Source organism: Amycolatopsis sp. NPDC004378 (genome assembly GCF_053602455.1).
In genome coordinates, this window is sequence record NZ_JBSGDR010000005.1 from 141472 (window position 1) to 162898 (window position 21427).

Annotated in this window: 15 protein-coding genes and 1 pseudogene; 9 read left to right on the forward strand and 7 right to left on the reverse strand. The window is 70.1% G+C overall.

The annotated features are described in order from the left end of the window. Positions 1 to 17 precede the first annotated feature (17 nt). The 3 genes from ACWEN0_RS18255 to ACWEN0_RS18265 all read right to left on the reverse strand — a co-directional run bounded on the left by ACWEN0_RS18255 (position 18) and on the right by ACWEN0_RS18265 (position 3577). Positions 18 to 1193 carry an acyl-CoA dehydrogenase family protein gene (locus ACWEN0_RS18255; protein WP_451974572.1) on the reverse strand — a complete coding sequence of 392 codons (1176 nt, stop codon included), beginning with the start codon at positions 1191 to 1193 and terminating at the stop codon, positions 18 to 20. A 161-nt stretch (positions 1194 to 1354) separates the two neighbouring features. Then, complete coding sequence (locus tag ACWEN0_RS18260; protein WP_451974574.1) at positions 1355 to 2170, reverse strand: isocitrate lyase/PEP mutase family protein; 816 nt, start codon at positions 2168 to 2170, stop codon at positions 1355 to 1357. Positions 2171 to 2191: 21 nt separating this feature from the next. After that, positions 2192 to 3577 carry an AlkA N-terminal domain-containing protein gene (locus ACWEN0_RS18265; RefSeq protein ID WP_451974576.1) on the reverse strand — a complete coding sequence of 462 codons (1386 nt, stop codon included), beginning with the start codon at positions 3575 to 3577 and terminating at the stop codon, positions 2192 to 2194. Positions 3578 to 3735: 158 nt separating this feature from the next. Between ACWEN0_RS18265 and ACWEN0_RS18270 the strand changes: the two genes are divergently transcribed. The 8 genes from ACWEN0_RS18270 to ACWEN0_RS18305 all read left to right on the forward strand — a co-directional run bounded on the left by ACWEN0_RS18270 (position 3736) and on the right by ACWEN0_RS18305 (position 11684). Next, positions 3736 to 4032 carry a putative quinol monooxygenase gene (locus tag ACWEN0_RS18270; RefSeq protein WP_451974578.1) on the forward strand — a complete coding sequence of 99 codons (297 nt, stop codon included), beginning with the start codon at positions 3736 to 3738 and terminating at the stop codon, positions 4030 to 4032. Between the two features lie 234 nt (positions 4033 to 4266). Further along, complete coding sequence (locus ACWEN0_RS18275; protein WP_451974580.1) at positions 4267 to 5484, forward strand: MFS transporter; 1218 nt, start codon at positions 4267 to 4269, stop codon at positions 5482 to 5484. A 200-nt stretch (positions 5485 to 5684) separates the two neighbouring features. Further along, the gene (locus ACWEN0_RS18280) at positions 5685 to 7001 is read left to right on the forward strand and encodes a helix-turn-helix domain-containing protein (RefSeq protein ID WP_451974582.1); all 1317 of its coding nucleotides are present in this window, start codon (positions 5685 to 5687) and stop codon (positions 6999 to 7001) included. Between the two features lie 204 nt (positions 7002 to 7205). Then, the gene (locus ACWEN0_RS18285; RefSeq protein ID WP_451974584.1) at positions 7206 to 7775 is read left to right on the forward strand and encodes a hypothetical protein; all 570 of its coding nucleotides are present in this window, start codon (positions 7206 to 7208) and stop codon (positions 7773 to 7775) included. Positions 7776 to 7859: 84 nt separating this feature from the next. Beyond that, a complete protein-coding gene (locus tag ACWEN0_RS18290) occupies positions 7860 to 8006 on the forward strand; it encodes a hypothetical protein (protein ID WP_451974586.1) in 147 nt (48 codons plus the stop codon). 89 nt (positions 8007 to 8095) lie between these two features. Then, complete coding sequence (locus tag ACWEN0_RS18295; RefSeq protein WP_451974588.1) at positions 8096 to 8890, forward strand: dimethylarginine dimethylaminohydrolase family protein; 795 nt, start codon at positions 8096 to 8098, stop codon at positions 8888 to 8890. An 83-nt stretch (positions 8891 to 8973) separates the two neighbouring features. Then, positions 8974 to 10797, forward strand: coding sequence for a pentapeptide repeat-containing protein (locus tag ACWEN0_RS18300; RefSeq protein WP_451974590.1), 1824 nt, complete (start codon positions 8974 to 8976; stop codon positions 10795 to 10797). A 5-nt stretch (positions 10798 to 10802) separates the two neighbouring features. Beyond that, a complete protein-coding gene (locus ACWEN0_RS18305; RefSeq protein ID WP_451974592.1) occupies positions 10803 to 11684 on the forward strand; it encodes an aminoglycoside phosphotransferase family protein in 882 nt (293 codons plus the stop codon). A gap of 6 nt (positions 11685 to 11690) precedes the next feature. Here ACWEN0_RS18305 and ACWEN0_RS18310 read toward each other — a convergent pair whose 3' ends face one another. The 4 genes and pseudogenes from ACWEN0_RS18310 to ACWEN0_RS18325 all read right to left on the reverse strand — a co-directional run bounded on the left by ACWEN0_RS18310 (position 11691) and on the right by ACWEN0_RS18325 (position 19423). Next, positions 11691 to 11957: a hypothetical protein gene (locus ACWEN0_RS18310; RefSeq protein ID WP_451975171.1), complete on the reverse strand. Its 267-nt coding sequence runs from the start codon at positions 11955 to 11957 to the stop codon at positions 11691 to 11693. A 31-nt stretch (positions 11958 to 11988) separates the two neighbouring features. Next, positions 11989 to 12562 (reverse strand): annotated as a pseudogene (locus ACWEN0_RS18315) (radical SAM protein); the annotation flags it as partial. Between the two features lie 169 nt (positions 12563 to 12731). Beyond that, a complete protein-coding gene (locus ACWEN0_RS18320; protein WP_451974594.1) occupies positions 12732 to 13166 on the reverse strand; it encodes a hypothetical protein in 435 nt (144 codons plus the stop codon). Next, a complete protein-coding gene (locus ACWEN0_RS18325; protein WP_451974596.1) occupies positions 13163 to 19423 on the reverse strand; it encodes a PA14 domain-containing protein in 6261 nt (2086 codons plus the stop codon). The genes ACWEN0_RS18320 and ACWEN0_RS18325 overlap by 4 nt, the downstream gene beginning before the upstream one ends. Before the next feature lie 331 nt (positions 19424 to 19754). On the opposite strand from ACWEN0_RS18325, the gene ACWEN0_RS18330 reads away from it, so the two are divergent. Continuing rightward, on the forward strand, positions 19755 to 21425 hold the full coding sequence (locus tag ACWEN0_RS18330) for a DUF2079 domain-containing protein (RefSeq protein ID WP_451974598.1): 1671 nt from the start codon (positions 19755 to 19757) through the stop codon (positions 21423 to 21425). The last annotated feature ends 2 nt before the right edge of the window (positions 21426 to 21427 follow it).

Sequence of the window (21427 nt, forward strand, 5' to 3'; positions counted from 1 at the left end):
TCGTGGGGTGGGGTGAGTCAGCGCCGGCTCGAGGTGATGCCGAGGGCCAGCGGGAACGCGGGGCGGCCACCGAGGAGGTGGGCGCCGGCGGTCTGCAGGATCCGGTCCTGCGCCACGATGTGCTGGCACATCGTGGTGGTGTCGCGCAGCCAGCGGTCCAGCGGCGAGGGCCGGTAGATCGCGGACGTCTGCACGAGGTCGTAGAGACGGGTGACGATCGAGCGGGCGGTGCGGAACGCGTGCCGCCGCGACAGCGGCAGGGCGGCCCGTTCGCGCGGGGTCAGGTCGTCGAGGGTGCCGCCCGCGACGAGGACTTCCTGCTGGCGCCGCAGCGCGCCGTAGACGCCCTCGCGAGCCGCGGCGAAGTCGCCTTCGCACTCGGCGATCGTGGTCTGCGTGCGGTAGTCGTCCTCACGCCCGGCGGCGACGGCGGTGTCCGTGACGTGGTCGAGGGCGGCGCGGGCGACGCCGAGCGCGACGCCCGGCATGTTCCGCATGTGCACCTCGGGCTGGGCCAGCGGACCCGAGCCGCCGCGGACTTCGGCGAAGACGAGCGTGTGCTCGGCGGGCACGAACACGTCGGTGATCGCGTAGTCGCAGCTGCCGCTGCCCGCCAGGCCGGTGGTGTGCCAGGTGTCCAGCACCTCGACGTCGGCCTTCGGCACCATGAGCAGGATCGAGTCGTGCTCGGGCTCGCCGTCGCGGTAGAGGAACGCCCCGGAGACGACCCAGTCGGCGTGGGTGACCCCGCTGCCGAACTGCCAGCGGCCGGTCAGGCGGTAGCCGCCGGGGACGATTTCCGCGCGGCCGTTGGGGAAGAGCAGCCCCGCGGTCGCCATGTCCAGGCTGGGGAACATCGCTTCGGCGACGGCGTGGTCCAGGAAGGACGCGTACAGGCCGGTGTCCGACCCGATCATCGCGCACCAGGCGGCGCCGGCGTCGCCGTGGGCGAGGGCCTCGATCACCTCGGTCTGCTCGATCGAGGTGAGCTCGGGCCCGCCGTGGGCGCGGGAGAACCCCATCCGGAACACGCCGGTGCCGCGCAGGAGGTCCACGACGTCCGCGGGCAGCCGCCGGGCCCGCTCGATCTCTTCGGCGCGCTCCCGCAGCACGGGGGCCAGGGCCTGCGCCCGGGCGAGGATCTCCGAGGCGGTCTCGGGCGGCCGGACGGGCAGCGGCTCGACTACGGTCATCACATCACTTCCCTCGAGGTCTTCTTCTCGGTTGTGGAAGTGATTGAAGCCAGCGCATTAATTGATGGAAACGGTTGTCCACCAAGGAAAATCAATGGACCGTGAACGGGAGTGGACACGAAAACGGGCCGCGACCCCGGTCGCGGCCCGTTCGCCGGTGCTCAGCGGGTGACGGCGCCGTTCACCGCCCCGAAGTCGAGGCCTCCTTCGAGCGCGCCGTAGGTCCCGTGCTCGAGCAGTTCGGCCGCGGCCCGCCGCGCGACCCCGTAGGCGGCCTGGGCGATCGCGGTGCCGACGCTGACCCGGCGGACGCCGACCGCTTCCAGCTCCGCGACGGTCGGCGCTCCCGGCCACACCATCACGTTGACCGGCAGCGGGCTCTCCTTCACCAGCCCCTTGAGGATCTCCAGGTCGACCAGGCCCGGCACGAACAGGCTGTCCGCACCCGCTTCGGCGTAGGCGGCCGACCGCGCCAGGACGTCGTCCACGCGGCCCTCCGGCTCGCCGATGCCGAAGAGGTAGACGTCCGTGCGGACGTTGATCCACAGCTCGGGCAGGCCGGCCGCCGTCGCCGCGGCGCGGGCCGCGCGAACCCGCTCGGCCTGCTCGGCGACGGCGAAGAGCGGGCCGCCGGGCGCGGTCGAGTCCTCCAGGTTGACGCCCACCGCGCCGGCCTCGACGATCGCCCGGACGGTCGCCGCGACGTCGTCGTAGCCGCCTTCGATGTCGGCGGTCACCGGCACGTCGACGACGCGCACGATCCGCGCGACCAGCTCGGCCATCTCCGCGCGCGTCAGGCCGTGCCCGTCGGGGCGGCCCGCCGACCAGGCGACCCCGCCGCTCGTGGTGGCGATCGCCGGGGCACCGGCCCCCGCGACGAGCGCCGCGCTGGCGGCGTCCCAGGCGTTCGGCAGCACCAGCGTGCCCTCGTGCAGGGCGCGCAGCTTTTCGGCGAGCTCCCGCCGGTTCGTGGACATCCGTTCTCCTTTTCGGGGTGGTCAGCCGGCCGGCGTCGGCAGGCCGGCGGTGATCAGGTGGGTGGCGGCGAACGCGCGCCACGGGTGCCACGCGGCGGCCAGCCGGCCGGCGTCGGCCGCGGGGTCGTGGTCGAGCACCGTCGTCTCGAGCGTGCGCTCGGTGGCCGGGAACGCGTCGGCGTACCCGAGCCGCAGCGCGATCTCCTGGGCGGTGCTCTGCTCGATGCCGGGCAGCGCCGTCAGCCCGGCGGTGCAGTCGGCCAGGCTCGCGCCGGGGTCGAGCAGGTGCTCGTCGGCGGCCGCGGCGGCGGCGAACGCGCGCAGCGTCCGCTCGGTTTTCGCGGGGAGCCGGGCCGCCGACAGGTCCGCCTGGGCCAGGGTCTCGGCCGAGGGGAACAGGTGGGTGAGACCGTGCTCGAGGCCCGGCACGGCCTGGCCCGCCGCCTCGACCAGCGCGGCCAGCTGCCGCCGCACCCGCGTCCGGACGCCGTACTGGCTCAGCACGGCTTCCACGCCGACCTCGAAGAACCCCCACGCGCCGGGCACCCGCAGCCCGGGCCGCGCGCGCAGCAACGGGCCCAGCACCGGATCGCCGGCGAGAGCGCTCACGGCCGGGGCGGTGTCGGCGTCGACGCCGAACATCCGCCCGACGCGGTCGACGACGTGGATCAGGCCTTCCCAGAACGGCATGTGCGCGGTGAGCAGCAGGTGGTCGGCCCCGCCGAGGCGCACCTCGATGACGCCCGCCTCGCCGTCGAGGCTGATGGTGCGCCGGTAGACGCCGTCGAGCACCGACTCGACGCCGGGGACCGCGCGTTCGGCCAGGAACCCGCTGAGCGCGGCCCAGTCCAGCGGCGGCGCGAACGGCAGCCGCAGCATCAGGCCGCCGTCCGCGGCGAGGCGGTCGGCCTTGCGCCGCCGGTTGCGCAGCTCGACCGGCGAAGCGCGGAAGACCAGCTTCATGTCCCGGTTGAACTGGCGGAGGCTGCCGAACCCGGACGCGAACGCGATGTCGGCGACGGTCAGGTCGGAGTCGTCGAGCAGCCGCCGCGCGAAGTGCGCCCGCCGCGAGCGGGCCAGCCCGTCCGGCGTCACGCCGAGGTGGTCCCGGAAGAGGCGGCGCAGGTGCCGCGGCGACACGGCCAGCCGCTCCCCGAGGGCCGCCTCCGTCCCGGTGTCCAGCACCCCGGCGATGATCAGCTGCACCGCGCGGCACACCAGCTCGGGCGCGTCGGCGCCGACCGGGCCCGCGACGCGGTAGGGGCGGCAGCGCAGGCACGCCCGGAACCCGGCCGCCTCGGCTTCGGCGGCGAGCTCGAACGTCTTCACGTTCTCGGCGAGCGGCTTCGCCCCGCACCCGGGACGACAGTAGATACCGGTCGTGACCACGGCCGAAAAAGTCGTCATGCCCCAGGTTTAGGCGATCGGCCACCACCCGCGCTAGCCACATCCGGACACGTCGATCGTGTCCGGATGTGGCCGGACGCGCTCCGACCTGCCCGGCAGAGTGGTTCCCGACCGGCGGCGCGCCGACCGCGCACCGCACGACAAGAGAGGTTCCCCCCATGCTGGCGAAGGTGTTCCCCATCCCCCTCAAGCCGGGCAAGCAGGCCGAGGCGGAGCGGCTCGTGCAGGAGTTCGCGCCGCTCGGCCCCGGGCAGGAGGACGGCACCGTGTCCTTCCGCGTGTACCGCGACCCGGCCAAGCCGGACTACCTGCTGTTCGTGGAGCATTTCGCCGACCAGGCCGCCTACGACGCCCACACCGGTTCCGCGGCCTACAAGGAACTGATCGCGGGCAAGTTCGCGGACCTGATCACCGAGTTCGTCGAAATCGATCACGAAATGATCGTCGGGCTCTGATTTTCCGATACCGGCCGGATGCAGCAACCGCTGCGTCCGGCCGGGCGCGGGTAAGACGAAATCCGCGACAACCGCGTCACCCTCCGAATCTTCAGTTGCCCACATCACGCCGGAATTGATTTTCCGGCGGGGACAACTCTGCCGGTCAACCGGCCAGGCCGCTGCAATGAAGAAGCCGTCACCCCGGATCAAGGGGCGGCACCCCCTCTTCGCAAGCCACCTGGAGGCTCGGCCGTGACCACCACCGAAAAACCCGCCGGCGTGCGCGCCGTCCTGCGCCGGACGCCGGCGCCGGTGCGCTACCTGCTCGGCGGCGTGCTCGTCAACCAGCTCGGCGCGTTCGTGCAGACGTTCATGGTGCTGTACCTGGTCTTCCGCGGCTTCTCCGCGGGCCAGGCGGGCGTGGTCATCGCCGCCTACAGCATCGGTTCGGTCCTCGGCGGGCTCGTCGGCGGCGAGCTCGTCCACCGCGCCGGGCCGCGGGCGACGATCGCCGCCGCGATGTCCGGTTCGGCCGCGATCCTCGCCGTCGTGCCGGTGTTCGGCCGTCCCGCGCTGTTCGTCCCGCTGATGGCCGCGATGCTCCTCGCCGGCCTCGCGACCCAGGCGTACCGGCCCGCGGCGGCCGTCCTGCTCAGCGAGCTGATGCCCGAAGACGACCGCGTCATGGGCTTTTCGATGATGCGGATCGCGCTCAACCTCGGCGCGGCGCTCAGCCCGCTGGTCGCGGCCGGGCTGATCCTCCTCGACTGGAACCTCCTGCTGTGGTTCGACTCCGCCACCGCGGTGCTCTACGCCGTCATGGCGCTGCGGCTGCTGCCCGACCGCCGGGTCGAACGCGAGCCGGCGACGCGCGAAAAGAGCGGCACCCGGGCGGCGTACGCGACCTTGCTGCGCGACGGGCGGTTCTGGTTCTTCCTCGCGTCGGTGCTGATCGGCTCGGTCATCTACGTCCAGTACACGGTCTCGCTGCCGCTGAAGATCACCGCCGAAGGCCATTCCGCCGGCCTCTACAGCGTCGTGCTCGTCACCGCGTCGGCCGTGCTGATCCTGTGCGAGCTGAAGATCACGTCGTACGTCACGCGCTGGCCGGGCCACGTCGCCGCCACCGCCGGGACCGTCCTGATGGGCCTGGGGGTCGCCGGGTTCGGCATCAGCGGCGGCTCGGCCGTCGCGCTCGTGCTGTGCACGGTCGTGTTCGTCTTCGGGATCATGATCAACGGGCCGACGATGTTCGCCTACCCGTCGACGTTCCCGGCCGCCGTCAAGGCCCGCTACATCAGCGCCCACCAGGCGACGTTCGGCCTCGGCATGGCCCTCGGGCCGCTGTTCGGCGTCGCCGCGTGGGTCGCGCTGGGCAACGGCGTCTGGTGGGTGTGCGGCGTGCTGGGCCTGGTCGCGGCGCTGTGCGCCCTGCTCGGCATGACGGCCCGGCGCCCGGCCGCCGCCTGAGCCGGCCCCCTCGACGGCCGCCTGCCGCGCGCGGGCGGCCGTCGAACTTTGCCCCCATTCGCCGGATCGGCGTAAACAAGTACCAGGAATAATCGCAAAACGTCAACGTGATACCCGAACGGGCTAACAAGGCCGCCAATGAGCGGAAGAGACACCGACCGCGAAGAGCGACGCTGAGTGAGAAGGGGAAAGGGATTCACATGGGCAGACCAGAAAAACCCGTCAACACGTCCGGTGGCATCGCCACCCAGTTCGCTCGCGAATTGCGGGAACTGCGCGCCCGGGCCGGCAACCCGACCTACCGGGAAATGGCGCGCTCGGCGATGTTCTCGTCGTCGGTGCTCTCCAGCGCGGCGAGCGGCAACCGGATGCCCTCGCTGCAGGTGACCCTCGCGTTCGTCGCCGCGTGCGGCGGCGACGACGAGGCGTGGCGCCGGCACTGGCACGCGGCCACGAGCGGCTATACGCAGCCCCCGTTCGGGGGCCGCCGAAGAAGACCCACGCTGTTCCAGCGCCGCGGCACCCCGCCGCACCCGGCGCAGCTACCGCAGCGGCCGCGGGGGTTCACCGGACGGACGACCGAGCTGGCCTGGCTGCGGTCCCCGCGCGACACCCCGGTGGTGATCAGCGGCCCGGCCGGCGTCGGCAAGAGCGACCTCGCCCTGCACTACGCGCATGCCATCGCGGCGGAGACCGACGGGCAGCTCTACGCCGACCTCGGCGGCCTGCGCCACGGCGGCGGCGCACCGGCGGCACCGGCACCCGCGGACGTCCTCGACGGCTTCCTGCGGGCCCTCGGTGTCGACGACGACCAGCTGGCCACCACGTTCGACCACCGCGCGGGCCTCTACCGCACGCTCCTGGCCGAACGCCGGCTCGTGGTCGTGCTGGACCACGTCCGGGACGAGCACCAGGTGCGCCCGCTGCTCGCCGAGACCACCACGAGCACGACGCTGCTGGTCAGCCGCAAACGGCTGCTGGGCCTGCGCGACGTCCACCGCCTGCAGCTCATCCCGCTGCCGCGCGGGGACTCGATCGCGATGATCACCGCGGCGCTCCCGCACCTGGCCGTGTCCGCCGGGCCCGACTGCGACCGCCTCGCCGAGCTGTGCGGCGACCTGCCGCTCGCGCTCGACCTGGCGATCCGGAAGATCGCCTCACGGCCGCGGCTGACCCTGCGGCGGGTCGTCGAAGAATGGCGCCTGAACGGCAACACGGTCGACTGGCTGAGCGTCGGGGACCTGTCCCTGCGCGATTCCCTGGCCTCCGCCTACCGCACGCTCGGCCCGGCGGCCCGGGAGCTGCTGGAGCTGCTCGCGCAGACGCCGCCCGGCGAGCTCGCCGCGTTGCCGCCGGCACCGGACGAGCTGACCGAGGAGATCGCCGACGCCGGGCTGCTCACGCACGCCGACCCGTACCTCCACGGCGTCCCGGCACCGGTGCGCGAATTCGTGCTCGGCATCGCCGAAACCGGCGAGCACGACCTCCCGGCCCTCGCCGGGCCCGTGTCCGCCTAGACCCGGACGGTCCGGCAACGGCGCCGCCGTCCTCGTCGTCTCCTCGTTCGCCCCGGTTTGATTTTCCTTTCCGGACAACGCTCCCAGCCAAGTCCGCGATGGCCTGTAATCAGCACAGCACGGATTTTCCGCTGACGCAGGCCGGTTTCGCCCCGGTCGTTCCGGCGGAGCCCGTTCCCACGGCTTTCCCGGAAGGACAAGGACATGCTCGACAACGGCATCCCGGTGCGGGTCGCCCCGCCGCTCGCGCCGCGCCCCAGTGCTCTACGACGCTACGGGGCCTATTACGCGATGTCTGCTTCGATCATGCTGCTCGGCGCGGCGATCTGGCTGTCGACGCAGCTGCGGCCCACGACGGCTTGGCACGACGTCGCGTTGTTCGCGCATCTCGCGTCGCTCGTGCTCGGCTTCGGCGCGGTGCTCGTCGCGGACTACTTCTTCGCGCTGTGGGCGCTGGGGCGCCTGGCGTTCGGCGAGGCCGTCCACAGCGCGTCCCGGCTGCACCTGCTGGTGTGGGGTGGTTTGACGGGCCTGGTCGCGAGCGGTGCGCTGCTCTCGCCGGACCTCGGGTCCGCGGCCACGGTGGTGAAGCTCTGCCTGGTCGGCGTCCTGGCCGTCAACGGCGTGCGCGCGACGGTACTGGGCAAGCGCATGGCGCTGGTCGAGGGCCCGGTCCCGGCCCGCCTGCTCGTCCAGGGCGGGCTCACCACCGCGGTGTCCCAGCTGTGCTGGTGGGGCGCGGTCGTCATCGGCTTCCTCAACGCCACGCGATGAAGCTGTCCGGATCTGGCCAGACCCGCGGGCCCGTCCCCGGGCACCCTGAAATCCGTTGTCCCGCATCACCTACAGGGAGAAGAAATGATCGCCAAACTGGTCCGTGCCGTGAGCTCGGCGATGCGGCCGTCCCCGTCCGCCACGACGGTCGCGCAGCGCATCGAAGCGGCCCGGTCGCAGCCGGACTACCTGATGACGATCGAGCTGTTCCGGCTGCGCGGCCTGGGCTGACGCCGCTCACTCGCTTCGTCGGCCGCGCGCCTCCCGGGCCCGGGTTCCGCCGCAGGCCCACCCCGCCCGTCCGACGAAACGAGTGACCCATGACCCACCAACGGCTTTTGATGTGCTCCGCGCGTTATTTCCGCATCGAATACGAAATCAACCCGTACATGCACGTCGGCGTCCAGCCGGACGTCGACGCCGCGATCGCGGAGCACGAGAACATCGTGGAGGCCCACCTGGCGGCCGGCCGCAAGATCGAGTTCGTCGACGCGGACCCGGCGTGCCCCGACATGACGTACACGGCGAACGCGGCGGTGGTCCGCGGCGACCGGGCGGTGCTGGCGACGCTCCCCCCGGAGCGGGCGGCGGAAACCCCCCACCACCGGGCCTGGCTGGAATCCCACGGCTTCGAGGTCGAGTCGACGCGCTACGCGTTCAGCGGCCAGGGCGACGCCCTGGCGTGCGGCCCGCTGCTGCTGGCGGCCCACGGCCAGCGCACGGACATCCGGGCGTTCCGCACGCTGGCCAGGCTGGACTACGAGATCGTCCCCCTGCGGACGACGAGTGCCCAGTGGTACGACCTGGACCTGGCGGTGGCGGTGATCGCCCCTTCGGTCCTGGCGTACAACCCCGCGGCACTGGACGCACCGAGCCTGCGCACGTTGCGGGGCCTGGGCGTGGAGCTGATCGACGTGGCTCCCGCGGAGGCGGCGGCATTCGCGCTGAACCTGATCAGCGACGGCCACACGGTGACGATGACGTCGGGCGCCCCGCGGCTCGCGGCCGACTTGCGATCGCTGGGGCTGACGGTGACGGAGCTGGACACGACGGAACTCCGCAAGGGCGGCGGCGGAATCCGCTGCACGGCGTTGACGTTGGACAACCCCGCCTGACGACCGGCGCCTGGCGAGCCCACGGCTCGCCAGGCGCCGCTTCACCACTCGCGGCCCGCGAGGCCTGCCTTACGGTGATCGGCATGGCGAGTGGCGAGGGAACCCGCGACCCGGAACCGGCGGCGATCACCTACCGGGTCCTGTCGATCCGGATGATCTGGTTCGCGTCCGCGGTGATCGTGGTCCTGGGGGTAGCGGTCGCGGTGTGGTTGCTGACGGCGTTCGGCCACGGCGACGCACAGGAGCGGAACCAGCTCGAGGCGATCAAGACGGCCGGCACCATCGTGGTCGGAACGGGCGGGGCGGCCGCCCTGCTGCTCGCCGCCCGCCGGCAGCGGAGCGCTGAGATCAGCCTGCAGCAGAAGGACTTGGACCAGGCGGCCGTGGCCCGCACGCACGCGCTGCAGGAGCGGATGGCCGAGGACACCCGCCTGGACGCCGCGGAACGGCGGCTCACGGAGCTCTACAGCACGGCGGTCGATCAGCTGGGCTCGGAGCGGCTGGCAGTACAGCTCGGCGGGCTGTACGCGTTGGACCGCCTGGGTCAGAGCAGCCCGGGCCAACGGCAGACGATCGTGAACGTCCTCTGTGCCTACCTGCGCATGTTCACCGACGCGGCCGCCGACGCCGCCGACAGCCGCGAACAGCGCGTCGTGCAGCAGGGCCGGGTCAGGCAGGCCGTCAGCGACGTGCTGGCGGCCCACTTGCGCCCCGGGGCACCGGACGACCGCTTCTGGCCCGGAACCGACCTCGACCTGGCCGGAGCAAGCCTGCTCGACTTCGACCTGAGCGGCTGCCGGGTGCGGGCGGCCACCTTCCGGACGGCGACGTTCGTGGGCGCAGCGCGCTTCGACGGCACGGCGTTCACCGGCACGGCCGGGTTCGGCTCGGCGAGGTTCACCGCGGAAGCGGACTTCACCGGAGTCGCGTTCGAGCGGGGCTCGGACTTCACGTCGGCGACCTTCGGCGGCGACGCGGTGTTCACGTCGGCGCGGTTCGACGGCGGCACGGAGTTCCGCGGCGCCCTCTTCTTCGCCGGCTCCCGCTTCGCCGCCGCGCGGTTCACGCTCGGCGGCGCCGCCCCGGTGCCGTTCGACGACCTGCCGCCCGAGCTGATCCGGCAGTTGACATCCATGCCGGCTCGAGTTCCGTGCGCCGACGTACCGGCCTCCGAGCCGGGCGCCGTGCCGCTCGGAATAGCCGTGGACGGAACACCGAGCGTCTGGCGTCCCGCCGACGACGCGCACTTCGTGGCGTTGATGGGACCGGAATCGGGCAAGACGACATTGCTGCGCACCATCCTGCGCGGCATCGTCGAGCGCGCCACGCCGGCGGAGGCGGTGATCTTGCTGGTCGACTACCGCCGCACCCTGCTCGGCTACGTCGCGACGGAGCACCTGCTGGGCTACGCGGTTTCGGCCAACCAGCTCGTAGCCATGCTCGAAGACGTCCGTCAATCGCTGCGGCGACGCCTGCCGGGACCCGAAGTCACGCAGGAGCAGCTGAAGAACCGCACCTGGTGGTCGGGCCCCGACCTGTACGTGGTCGTGGACGACGCCGAGCTCGTCACCCAGGGCAGTGACGACCCGCTTGAGCCGTTGCGCGAGTTCATCCCCCAGTCGAAGGACGTCGGGCTTCACGTCGTGCTCGCCCGCCGCACGGAAGGAGCGGCGGAGGCCCTCGAACACGGAGCGCTGAAGACCCTGGCGAGCATCCAGGCCCCGAGCGTGGTCGGCAACGGCGACTTCCGCGCCGGCCCGCTACTGGGCGGTGTCTGGCCGTCGCCCCTGATGCCGGGCCGGGTGACTTCGGTCCGGCGCGGCGGCCGGGAACTGGTTCAGCTGGCGTGGACGGAGCCCGATCCGCTGGAAGCTCCGGCCGCACCCAGCCCGGGTCGCGAGGACTGACCGCGATGGACATGGAAGACGTGAGCGCACGGCTGGTGCGGCGGTTCGGCCCTGAGGCCGACGGTTGGCTCGCCGAGGTCCCGGACCTCGCCGCGCGGTTGGCGTCCCGGTGGGGCTTCGTGCCCGGCGAGCTGTTCGAGAGCGGCGCTTCGTCCGTCGTCCTGCGCTGCAGCTGGCCTGACGGCACTCCAGCCGCGCTCAAACTCAGTCCGGACGGAACCCTGCTGGCCAAGCAGGTGAAAATGCTGCGAGTGTTCGCCCCGTCAGGCCGGGTTCCCGCTGTGCTGGCGGCCGATCCCGAGGCCGGGGCGATGGTCCTCGAGGAGATATTGCCCGGCACCGCGGCCGAAGATCTGCCGCCGACGTCGTTGCCCCGGCAGTGGGGAGAGCTGCTCGCCGCACTGCACGCCGTTCCCGCACCCGGGCCATGGCCGTGGAGCCTGCGCGGCCGGTGCGACGAAGCGTTCGCCCGGATCGGCCGGAGGCTGTCCGAACCGGCCATCGGCGCACGGATTCCGGAAACCCTGTGGCAGCAGGCAAAACGGCGTTGTGAGACGTTGCTGGACACGCAGCGCACCGTCGTCCTGCTGCACGGCGACCTGCACCTCGGTAACGCCTTGGACGGCGGCCCGTCACGCGGCCTGGTCGCGATCGACCCGAAGGCGTGCACAGGCGATCCGTGCTTCGACGCCGTGGACTACGTGGTGGCCGGCGCGGGAGCCGAGGGTGTCGGAGCCCGATGCCACCGGGTCGCGACCGCGTGCGACCTCGACGGCGACCGGCTGTACGCCTGGAGCCAGGTGATCGCCCCGATGCTGGCGATCGCCCACCTCACCTACGGCGGTCCGGAGGCGGCAATCGGCGAACTGCTCGCGCTGGCCGGTTGAACCGGGTCAGCGGTCAAGCCACGGAGCGAGCAGCTGCTCCAGATCAGCGTCCGACAACGCCCGCGGCCCGCCGTGGAACTCGTGCCACCGCGACGCGTCACACGCCGCCGTGTAATCGACCTCGAAGGCGCGCATCAGCACGTACATGAACGTCACCGAGCTGAACCGCTCGCCCAGCAGCGTCCGCGCCTCGCGGGCGACCTGCGTCGCGTCCGTGAAGTCCGAGAGTTTCAACGATTCCGCAGCCGGGTCCACCAGGCTGGGGGCATACATCACGACAAAATCTCCATCATCGAACGAAAAATCAGCCTTCGGCGGCCAGCTGGCCGCACGCCGCGGCGATGTCCTGGCCGCGGGTGTCCCGGACCGTGCAGGCGACGCCGCCCGCGTTGACCAGCCGCACGAACTCCCGCTCCACCGGCTTCGGCGACGCGTCCCACTTCGACCCCGGCGTCGGGTTCAGCGGGATCACGTTCACGTGCACCAGCTGACCCAAGTGCTTCCGCAGCCGCTCGGCCAAAAGCTCCGCCCGCCACGGCTGATCGTTGATGTCCCGGATCAGAGCGTACTCAATGGACACCCGCCGCCCTTGAAGTGTCCGCGTAGTACCGCGCCGCCGAGAGCACCTCGTCCACCGACCAACGCTCGTTCACCGGCACCAACGTGTCCCGCAGCTCGTCATCCGGCGTGTGCAACGACACCGCGAGACGCACCTGCATCTTCTCGTCCGCGAGCTTCCGGATCGCCGGCGCCAGACCCACCGTCGACACCGTCACCGAACGCTGCCCGATCCCCAGCCCACCCGAAACCGGATCGGTGATCCGGCGAACCGCGGCGACGACGCGCTTGTAGTTGGCCGGCGGCTCACCCATGCCTACCCTTTTACAACTCCTCTACCAGCGGATACACGCAACGCCTCGACGCTTGCCTCAGAGGCCTCGCACGCCGGGGCAAGCTTGCCGTCGGGCACACGAGGACTCGGTGGGTTCGCTTCGGCGACTGCGACGGAAGATTCGAGTCAGTCGATCGCCCGAGCGGGACGACGACTCATTCGTATCCGCGAACGTCCTCTCGGCGCGATCTGGAAAACAGTGTCACCACTCCCGGATTCCCGGGGAGAGACCACTGACCTCCCGGCCATTCAACTTCGGTCGGGCGCCAGCCCGACCACGTTCGCTTTGACACCAGCTCGACGTTCCCGTCGACCAGCGCATGAGCAAGCGACTCGAACTCCTCCAGGTCTTTCGGCGAAGCTTCATCCAATTCGAACGGATCAAGATCTTCGATGAACAGCTCCGCTACGCTTCCCGCCGATCGCAACTCCAGACGAGGCCCGTTGGAGCGCCCCGGCTCCAGCTTCGCGGTCGTTTCGTCATCACCATCGTCGACGGTGAGTGTCACCGTTCCGCTCTCCAGCAGCTCGTGATACGCAGACCTGAGGGAAGCCAGGAACCGGCCACCTGACGACTCCGGGTGGCTCATCGTCCTCCCTTGATGATGTGGTAATGGAAGTGGATGTTGATCCGCTTGCCACGGAATCGTACATAGCGCCCGCGGAAGCCCAAGAACGAACGCTTCGACCCCACGCGCAGGCTCAGCATGTGCCGACCGTTCTGCGCACTTCCCCGCCAGGTCCAGCCGAGGCGGAGTTTGTCGGTGCGGTTGAAGATGCCGATCTTGTGCCTGCCGAACAGCTTGCTGGCCGCACCGAAGATCTTCGACTTCTGGACGACCTTTCCCACCGCGGCGACGTAGCGCGCGGCGCCGAAGGTGACCGCGCTGGCCAAGTACATTCCGGCCTTGAGGTAGTTTCCCTGGATCGCGTTACCGACGGCGGCGATACCGCTGGCGACCGTGCCGATGGGGCCCGGGATCCATGCCGCGACCTCGGCGACCTTGGTCACGACGTTGACCGCGGCCTTAAGCCAGCCCCACATCTTGCCGTCGAGGTCCGTGGCGTTGACCGGGTCGCCCGCGACGTAGTCGTAGTCGTTGGCCGACCCGCCTTCGACTGGGTCGACGGACAAGAAACGGCCCAGCAGCGGGCTGTACGGCCGCGCACCCATCTGCACGATCGACAGCGCACCGGTGTGCTCGTAGGCACGCTGATGCTCGCCGAGCCAGCCGTAGTCCATCGCGCCGGGCGAGTTGTCCGGCACGTTCTGGTTGTCGACCGCACCGGAGGCCGTCAGGGGCTGGCCGTAGGGATCGAACGTGCGGAGGTCGCCGACCTGGTGACCGGCGGCGTCCGTCGTCAGCACGAGGTCACCGCGCACGGACGGGTGGTCGAATGTCGGTGTGAATGCACCGTCCGAGCCGACGCGAGCCGAGTACAGCACCCCGCCCGGAAGGGTCACTGTGAACGACGTGAGGCGCCCATCGGTGTTCAGCGTGAGGTCCGGTGTGTCCTCATCGTTGGTGAAGCCATACCGCACGACGGTGTTGTTGTCACAGTCCCGCGGGTCACGACGCACGATCCGGTTGGTCGCATCGCGCGTGTAGGCGATGTTCGCATTGAGCGCGGCGTTCGACCCGATGGTGGCGACGCCGATGTTCCGGTCCGCGCCGTCCCAGTTCAGGGTCGTGGTCGCGCCAGTGCCATCCTTCCAGCCGGTTGTGTTGCCGTCCGCGTCGTAGGTGACGTCTGAGAGGGCTGTCGCACCTTCGGTCGCGAGGAGCCGGTCGGCCGCGTCGTAGCAGTACCGGGTCTCCGCGGTGCCAGTGGAAGTTTCGTCCAGCAGGCGCATCCTGTTGGTGTTCAGGCCGGCGTTACTCTGCGTTCCGGTCGGGCACGTTGCCGACGCAGCGGCGGTGTAGTCGTAGGTGTAGTGGTGACCGGTCACGAAGGCCTCAGTGAGCCGCCCGACAGCGTCGTAGACGTAGTTCGGCGCATTGGGCCTCGCGTCGGCTCCACCGAGTGATTCGTCGACGATGGTGCCCGCAGACGTCCGACCGACCTGGGACACCAGGGAGTTACCATCGCTGGTTTTCCAGCCGAGCGACAGCAGCCGAGCCCCATTGTCCTTGGCGATCGAGGACAACGATGTGCCGTTGCCGTACGTGACCGTTGCCAGCTCGCCGGCCGCGTCGTAGGTGACGGACGCGAGCACGGTGTCGCCGAGTTTCTGGTTGAGAACTCGGCCTGTGTCGTCGTAGGTGACCGACACCGTGCGCGGGGCATCGGCGCTGTTCGGCGGAGTTACGGTCGAGGTCGTCGCCCGGCCGACCAGGTCGTAGGAGGTGGTGGTGCGGACGCCGTTCGCGTCGGTGTACGCGACGACCCGGTCGAGAAGGTCGACCGTGCTCGAGATCGTGCCCTTGTCGTCGGAGATCGACGAGGTCAGCGGATCGCCACCGATCGCGTAATCGTGGGTGACCGTCCGCGCAGGCGCATCCTTGCTCGCGGGAATCTGCTCTTGCAGTGGTCGGTCGCGGTTGTCGTAGGTGGTGCAGGTCCACGCACCACCGGTCGCTTCCGCGATGACCCGGCCCGACGCGTCGTACACCCGTTCTTCCACCCGAGCCGGCCCTGAAGCGGGAGCGGCGGACAGGGTGCGCTTGGGCATGCCACCCTGGTTGATCGCCGCGCTGCCCGGCACGCACGGATTCGCCCGGGTTTCAGTGTCTCCGTAGTACTCGTACGTCGTCTTCGCGCCAGTCGGCATGGTCTTGGCGGTCTTGCGCAGGTATCCCGTACCCGGCGCCTCGTAACTCACCGAGCCGGCGACCTTCAAACCCGCCGGATTCGCGAGCCCGGACGTGGCCAGGCCGTATGCCGGGTCGAGTCCGGCGTCGCCGAAGCTGGTAGTGGCGGCCTTGTCGGCCACGCCGTTGGATTCCGACGCTGTGGTGGACGTCTTGAGGCCGTAATGCGGACGCAGCTGGGTTCCCGGCACGGGCTGTTGCGTACCGGACGGTGTGGTCCAGTGCAGCTCGAGCTGGGCAGTCAGATCGAACTCGTAGTAGTCGACCCGGATGCGCTTCGCCTGGCCAGGAGCGTCGCTGTGTACAACGCCTTGGCGCCACTTGGCGGTGGTGTTGATCCAGTCGTCGACGACGAGTTGGTCGTCGACCCACACACGGACACCGTCATCCGCGAGTACACGCAGGGTGTAGTCGCCTGCGGCGGGGAACACGATGTCCCCGGTCGCGCGCAGGGAGAAGTGGTCGGCGGGGACACCAGGCGTTGGCGCGACGCTGTTCCAGTTCTTGACGAGGGTGCCATCGGTTGTGCCCAGGCCGGTGGTGTAGGCCTTCGGCGCCCCTGAGAGCTGGTCGTTGTCGTACCAGCCGACCGCGAGGCCGTTGATGCCCTCGTCGTAGGCGTCGTGCGCGTGGGCCATTCCGCCTGGGCAGTTCCCGCTCGGCAGCTGGCCGGAGAAGCACGATGCCGGAGCCGGGCCGTAGGAGTCGACCGGCCGGTCGGCGTAGTCGTAGACCGTCGTCGCCTTACGCCCAGCCGGGTCAGTCGTCGACAGCGCCAGGTCCTTGGGTGACCACTCCTGGGTAGTGGTCTTTCCTGCGGCGTCGGTCGTCGAGGTGGTGCGGTCGGCGTCGTCGTAGGTGACCTTCGAAAAGAATCCCGTCGCCGGGGAAAGCCCGGTGACGTCGACGAACGTCTGACGGTTGGCGAGGTCGTAGCGGTATCCGCGTGCCGGTCGGGGCTGTCCGATTGCCGGTACGGACGCAGCGAATCCGGTGATCTTCGGCTTCGCGGTGGTGTCGTAGGTGATTTGGTTGGTCAGGTCGCCTTCGTTGGCTTTCCGGTTCGCCGGGTCGGCGGCGATCCAGTCGTTCGCGAGGCTGCCTCGCATTCCGGCAAGAAGCCCGGCGGAGTTGTACCCGTAGTCGGTGATCTCGGAGCCGGGGTCTTCGATCCGGCCGAGGAGGTTGCCACCGACGTACCAGAGACGGGTCTCGGTTCCGTCCCAGTAGCTGATCCGGCACAGCATCTGCGACGGCGGAAGGGCCTGCGCACCCGCCGGCGGGGTGACGCCGCCGTAACAGTCATCGCCCGGGCGGTTGTAGTGCAGCACATGCGACCGGCCTGAGACAGGGTCCTTGATCTCCCGCAGCCGGGACGGTGTGCCGTCGTAGATGTACTGCAGCGCTGCGGGCTTGCGTGAATCCGTGGTGGAGGACTGGCTTTCGAGCTTGCCGTCGGCGCGGAAGACGAAGACGTCGCCGCCGTCGATGAGTGTGACCTTGCCCGCCGGGTCGAGGGCGAGCACGCCGTCTTCGTTGTCCGGTGTCGTGTAGCCGCCGGTGCTCTTCTTGGTCCAGGTGTGCTTGGCGCCGCTGGCGTCGGTTAAAACGATGTTCTGATCGGTGACCTTGGCTTCGGTGTAGCTGGAGCCGTCGCCGTCGAGATCGGCGGACAGCGTCCAGCCTTGAGGCAGCACCGGCAGGTCTGAGGTGTAAAGCCAGTCCGCGGGAACGATCTGCGGCGCGACAGTGGTGTTGTCGGCGGTGCGGACGAACAGCCGCATCTTGGCCGGGCCGGTAGCTTCGGCGCTTTCGATCTTGATCGGCACCCGCTGCCCCGCGGTGAGCGAGACGTTCGTCGCCTGGGTCCAGTTCAGGTCACTGGGGGTGCCGACGTCATAGACCTTGCCGCCGTTGATCCACACGACCGCGCCGTCGTCGTGGACGCCGGCGAACTGGTATGTGCCGGTGACCGGGGCCTGGAAGAAGCCTTCCCAGCGGGCGACGAACCAGTCCGCCGGCAAGGCCGGAGCGAACGGTGAATCGGTGCCCCAGTCGACGTTGACCTGCGGCTCCGTCCGTACCAGTACGGGCTGCTGGGCGTCACTGATAAGGCCGTTGTGCGACAGGTCGACGAAGTAGGACGCCTTGAGGCCCTTGTTTTCTCGCTGCTGCGAGTTGTAGGTGAGGGTGAGTCCGGCGTTGCCACCGACAGTTGTGAACGTGGGGCTTGCCTGCGACGTCGTCACGTTGCCGTTGGCCAGGTTCACCGTTACCGGGCCGGCGTCGTCGGTCGGCGAAGGCCCGTGGTCACCGATCCGCTGGTCGATCTTTAAGTGACCGACCCACGTCGGGGTGATCGTCGTGGTGCCGCTGTAGGTCATCGCCTGCCAGGTGTAGGCGACGCCGTCCTGCAAGATCCCTGCAGGAACCGTCCAGGTCGGAGTCGCCAGGCAGCCGGACTCGACCACGACACCGGACTTCGCGTCGGCGCCGGTGGCGATGCGGAAGCAGTACTTGACCTGCTCGCCGTCCGGGTCGGTGACCGGCTTGACCGACAACGTCGGGGTCAGCGACGTCGACACCGTGCCGTCCGCCGGCCCGACCAGGGTGGTCGCCGGGGCCGGGGAACCGGTGTCGACGGTCAGGGTCGCATTGAGGTTCTTGTACGTCCACGTACCGGCGTTCTCCGCGCCGATCATCATGAAGAAGACCGAGCCGTCGCGGGCGTTGACGCGGTCGCGGATGAACCCGGTCATGCCTTCGCCGACGAAGCTGCCGACGTCGCCGACCAGCGCGCTGGTCATGTAGCCGCCGACGCCGTTGTAGTTGAACGCCGAGGCGTGGTAGAGGTTCGCGTTCCACGTCTTGAGCGACCCGACCACGCTGGTGTTGCGGGTCAGGTCCATGCGCGCGCCGACCACGGTCTTGCCGAACAGCGGCGAGTAGTCCATGTGGAAGACGCTGCGGTTGTAGGTGTCGCCCTTGGCCTGGCTGTTACCGATCCGCAGGCCGCAGGCGTCACAGTTGGTGCCGTCTGAGCGGTAGGAGTGCGACTCGGTGACGCCGTAGGTGAAGGTCGGATCGACGGATACCGGGTAGACGCGCTTGGGGTCGCGCAGCCAGTTCGAGTCGACCGCGACGGTCAGCCACCAGTCCGCGCCGGCCTTGTCCAGGGTGTAGGTGCCGCCGGTCATCGCCGGGGCGGTCACGCCGTTGCCCGCCGAATCCCAGGTCTCGATCGGCGGGAGAACGATCTTCGCCGCGCCGGTCTTGTCGGCGAGGGTGACGGATCCGTTCCTCTCCAGCTTCGGGGTCAGGTCGCCCGTGGTGAGCTTGAATTTCCAGGACGAGCGCCCGTCGGCCGGGGGCCGCTTGAGCTTGATCGTCTCCTTGACTGCGCCCGGCGTGACCTCGTAGTCCAGGTCCGTGCCGACGGTGACCTCGGGGTAGGTGACCGAGTCGCCCTTCACTGCGGCCGCAGTGGGCGCGGCCTGATCGAGGGCCAGGCCGGCGGTGTGACCGCCGGACTCGACCTGTAGCACCGCGGCGTCGTTGGCCTTGGTCGCCAGAGACGGGCTCAGCGGGTGGTTGTCGGCGTCGGCGCGCTTGGTCGCCGGGTCCGTCTCGAGGGTGGTCTGGACCGGCCGCCACTGACCGTGCTCGTCCTGCACGTTCATCGGCTGGTTCGACTGGCGCACCGAGCGCGTGCCATCGGCGTTGACGTACTCGGTGCTGAACATCGTCCACGACACCGGCGTCGAGCGCTGCGGGTCGAAGTGCGTGCCCGCTCCGCCGTCCAACCGGCTCTGCGCCGCGAAATCGGCCTTCGATGGCGACTGCGGGGCCACCGGCGCGGGTGCGGCCGACGGCAGCAGGCCGACCTCGCGCGGGTCGATCGGCTTCGGCGCATCCGCGACCCGCGGCGGAGCCGCGATCGCTTCGGTACTGCCGACGAGCAGGGTCATCGTGAGGGCGAGCACGATCGCTCTGACCCAACGGACCAGATGGACAGGACGCGACAACCGCAGCACGGCCAGTTCCTCCCCCGGCGACCCGGCGTCTCGCCGCGGTCGCCCCCAATGGCCCGCGGAGCACAGCTTGCCGCCGCGGAATAGTGCCTGCCGGGCACTCCAGACACGTAGTGCCGGGTCTACCCGGGGGTCGGGAATTCTCATCCCTCGCCCGCACCCTGCATCGCCACGACCTCACACTGCCGTTACACCGGCCAAATGAGACGAAGCGCACAATTGCCAACACGGCCCGGATCCAGTACACCCAGGTCGTCGCCTTGTCAGCGACCGGCCACCGGCTACCCTGCCAGCCGATCTCCAGATCCCGTGTATCCCGTTCTGCAGGAGACCCATGCCCGAGCAAGCGCTCGCCGACGCCGCCGTCACCGCCGAGATCCCGCGCACCACCGTGCGGGTCCGCGGGACAGCCTCGCGCCGGCTCGGCATCGCGGCGCTGTGGGTCTTCGCCGCCGTCCCCGCCGCGTTGGCTCTCCTGGCCGCGGCTCGCGCGCCGAAGATGCACGTGCTCCTCGACTACTGGCACGTCTTCGCGAAGATCACCGACGACAACGGCAATCTTCTGCTCGGCCAGGTCTTCACCTACCACCTCGACCAGCCGTTCGTCGTGCCGTCGCTGCTGTTCTACGCCGACGCCGCGTGGTTCGGCGGTGACAACCGCGTTTTGACCGTCCTGACGATCGCCCTGCTCACGGTCGCGGTGTTCGCGCTGCACACCATGCTTCCGCGGCACCTGAACGCGACGACGCGAGTGACCTTGACCGTGACCATGTCCTGGCTGTTGTTCAGCTCCCACGCCACCGAACTGTGGCTGCAGAGCACGAACGGCATCAGCTGGGTCCCCGCGGTCACGTTCTGCACGATCGCCGTCGCCTGTGCGCACCACGGTCGGCCGATCACCGCTTACGTGGCTGCCGTGCTGGGCTGTCTCAGCTTCGGCGCCGCGCTGCCGATCTGGTTCGTGATCGCCGTCGTCGCCTGGCTACGCAAGGAATCCCGGCTCCGCGTCGCGGTCCCCGCAGTGGTCGGCCTGGTCGCCCTCGCAGCCTGGTGGCTCACCAAGCCCGCAGGAACGCAGTCCGGGGCGACGTCCGCCTTCGACCCGGACGGACGCGTTTCCGTCGCCGCCGCCGCCATCGGCGGACTGTGGTCGGTGGACATCGCCGTACTCGCGGTCATCGCGGGCGGACTGACTGCCGCCTTGCTCGCCCTGCTGCTGCGCCGGACGATCGCCGATCGGCCGGCCATGGACGCGGGATGGGTGGGACTGGCCTGCTACGCCTTCGCGCTGGCCGCGATGCTCGCGCTCGGGCGGACCACAACCAACGTCCCCGGGGGTAACGTCGGCCTCATCAGCCGATACGTCCTAGTAGCGGCGCTGGCCACCATCGCACTGCTCGTACTGGCCACTTTGCACCGTCCACAGTGGTCACAACGGTACCTCGTCGTGGCGGTTGTCGCGCTCTCCCTGGTCACCCATGCCATCGGCGGCGGTAAGGCCGACGAAGTGCGCCGCAGCTACGCGCCGCTCAGTCTGTCCGCGATCGCCCTCCGCGTCGACGCACCCGCGGCTCTGGAGCAGCTGCACATCCAGCGCGCCGCCGCCCCAGCCGCCCGCGCGTTACAGGCCTACCCCTTCAACGACAGGTTCACGCTCGGTTGCCACGGCCCCGAACTGGGCGGCCACTTGGATCCGACGACCGCCCAGCCGGTGTCTGCCACCGGCTCCGGCACGGCACACGGAGCACTGGACGCTCCCGCCACCGACGCGGGCGCGATCATCACCGGCTGGGCCGTCATCGACGGCACGCGCCCGGACTGCGTGGTCATCACCGACCAGACAGGCACGATCACCGGCGGCGGCACCACAGGTCTGCCGCTCACCGCAGGCCAAACCGCGACAGCCCCAGCCGGCGCGACCGCGTGGCAGGCTACGGGTAGCACCGCGAATGGCCCGATCACCGTGCTCGCCGTCCAAGGCGGACACCTCTACCGGCTCAGCTGAAC

What these genes read in the sequence shown, in the direction of transcription:
- ACWEN0_RS18255 (WP_451974572.1), bottom strand. Translation starts at nt 1,193, where the DNA reads ATGACCGTAGTCGAGCCGCTGCCCGTCCGGCCGCCCGAGACCGCCTCG.
- ACWEN0_RS18260 (WP_451974574.1), bottom strand. Translation starts at nt 2,170, where the DNA reads ATGTCCACGAACCGGCGGGAGCTCGCCGAAAAGCTGCGCGCCCTGCAC.
- ACWEN0_RS18265 (WP_451974576.1), bottom strand. Translation starts at nt 3,577, where the DNA reads ATGACGACTTTTTCGGCCGTGGTCACGACCGGTATCTACTGTCGTCCC.
- ACWEN0_RS18270 (WP_451974578.1), top strand. Translation starts at nt 3,736, where the DNA reads ATGCTGGCGAAGGTGTTCCCCATCCCCCTCAAGCCGGGCAAGCAGGCC.
- ACWEN0_RS18280 (WP_451974582.1), top strand. Translation starts at nt 5,685, where the DNA reads ATGGGCAGACCAGAAAAACCCGTCAACACGTCCGGTGGCATCGCCACC.
- ACWEN0_RS18285 (WP_451974584.1), top strand. Translation starts at nt 7,206, where the DNA reads ATGCTCGACAACGGCATCCCGGTGCGGGTCGCCCCGCCGCTCGCGCCG.
- ACWEN0_RS18290 (WP_451974586.1), top strand. Translation starts at nt 7,860, where the DNA reads ATGATCGCCAAACTGGTCCGTGCCGTGAGCTCGGCGATGCGGCCGTCC.
- ACWEN0_RS18295 (WP_451974588.1), top strand. Translation starts at nt 8,096, where the DNA reads ATGACCCACCAACGGCTTTTGATGTGCTCCGCGCGTTATTTCCGCATC.
- ACWEN0_RS18300 (WP_451974590.1), top strand. Translation starts at nt 8,974, where the DNA reads ATGGCGAGTGGCGAGGGAACCCGCGACCCGGAACCGGCGGCGATCACC.
- ACWEN0_RS18305 (WP_451974592.1), top strand. Translation starts at nt 10,803, where the DNA reads ATGGACATGGAAGACGTGAGCGCACGGCTGGTGCGGCGGTTCGGCCCT.
- ACWEN0_RS18310 (WP_451975171.1), bottom strand. Translation starts at nt 11,957, where the DNA reads ATGTATGCCCCCAGCCTGGTGGACCCGGCTGCGGAATCGTTGAAACTC.
- ACWEN0_RS18320 (WP_451974594.1), bottom strand. Translation starts at nt 13,166, where the DNA reads ATGAGCCACCCGGAGTCGTCAGGTGGCCGGTTCCTGGCTTCCCTCAGG.
- ACWEN0_RS18330 (WP_451974598.1), top strand. Translation starts at nt 19,755, where the DNA reads ATGCCCGAGCAAGCGCTCGCCGACGCCGCCGTCACCGCCGAGATCCCG.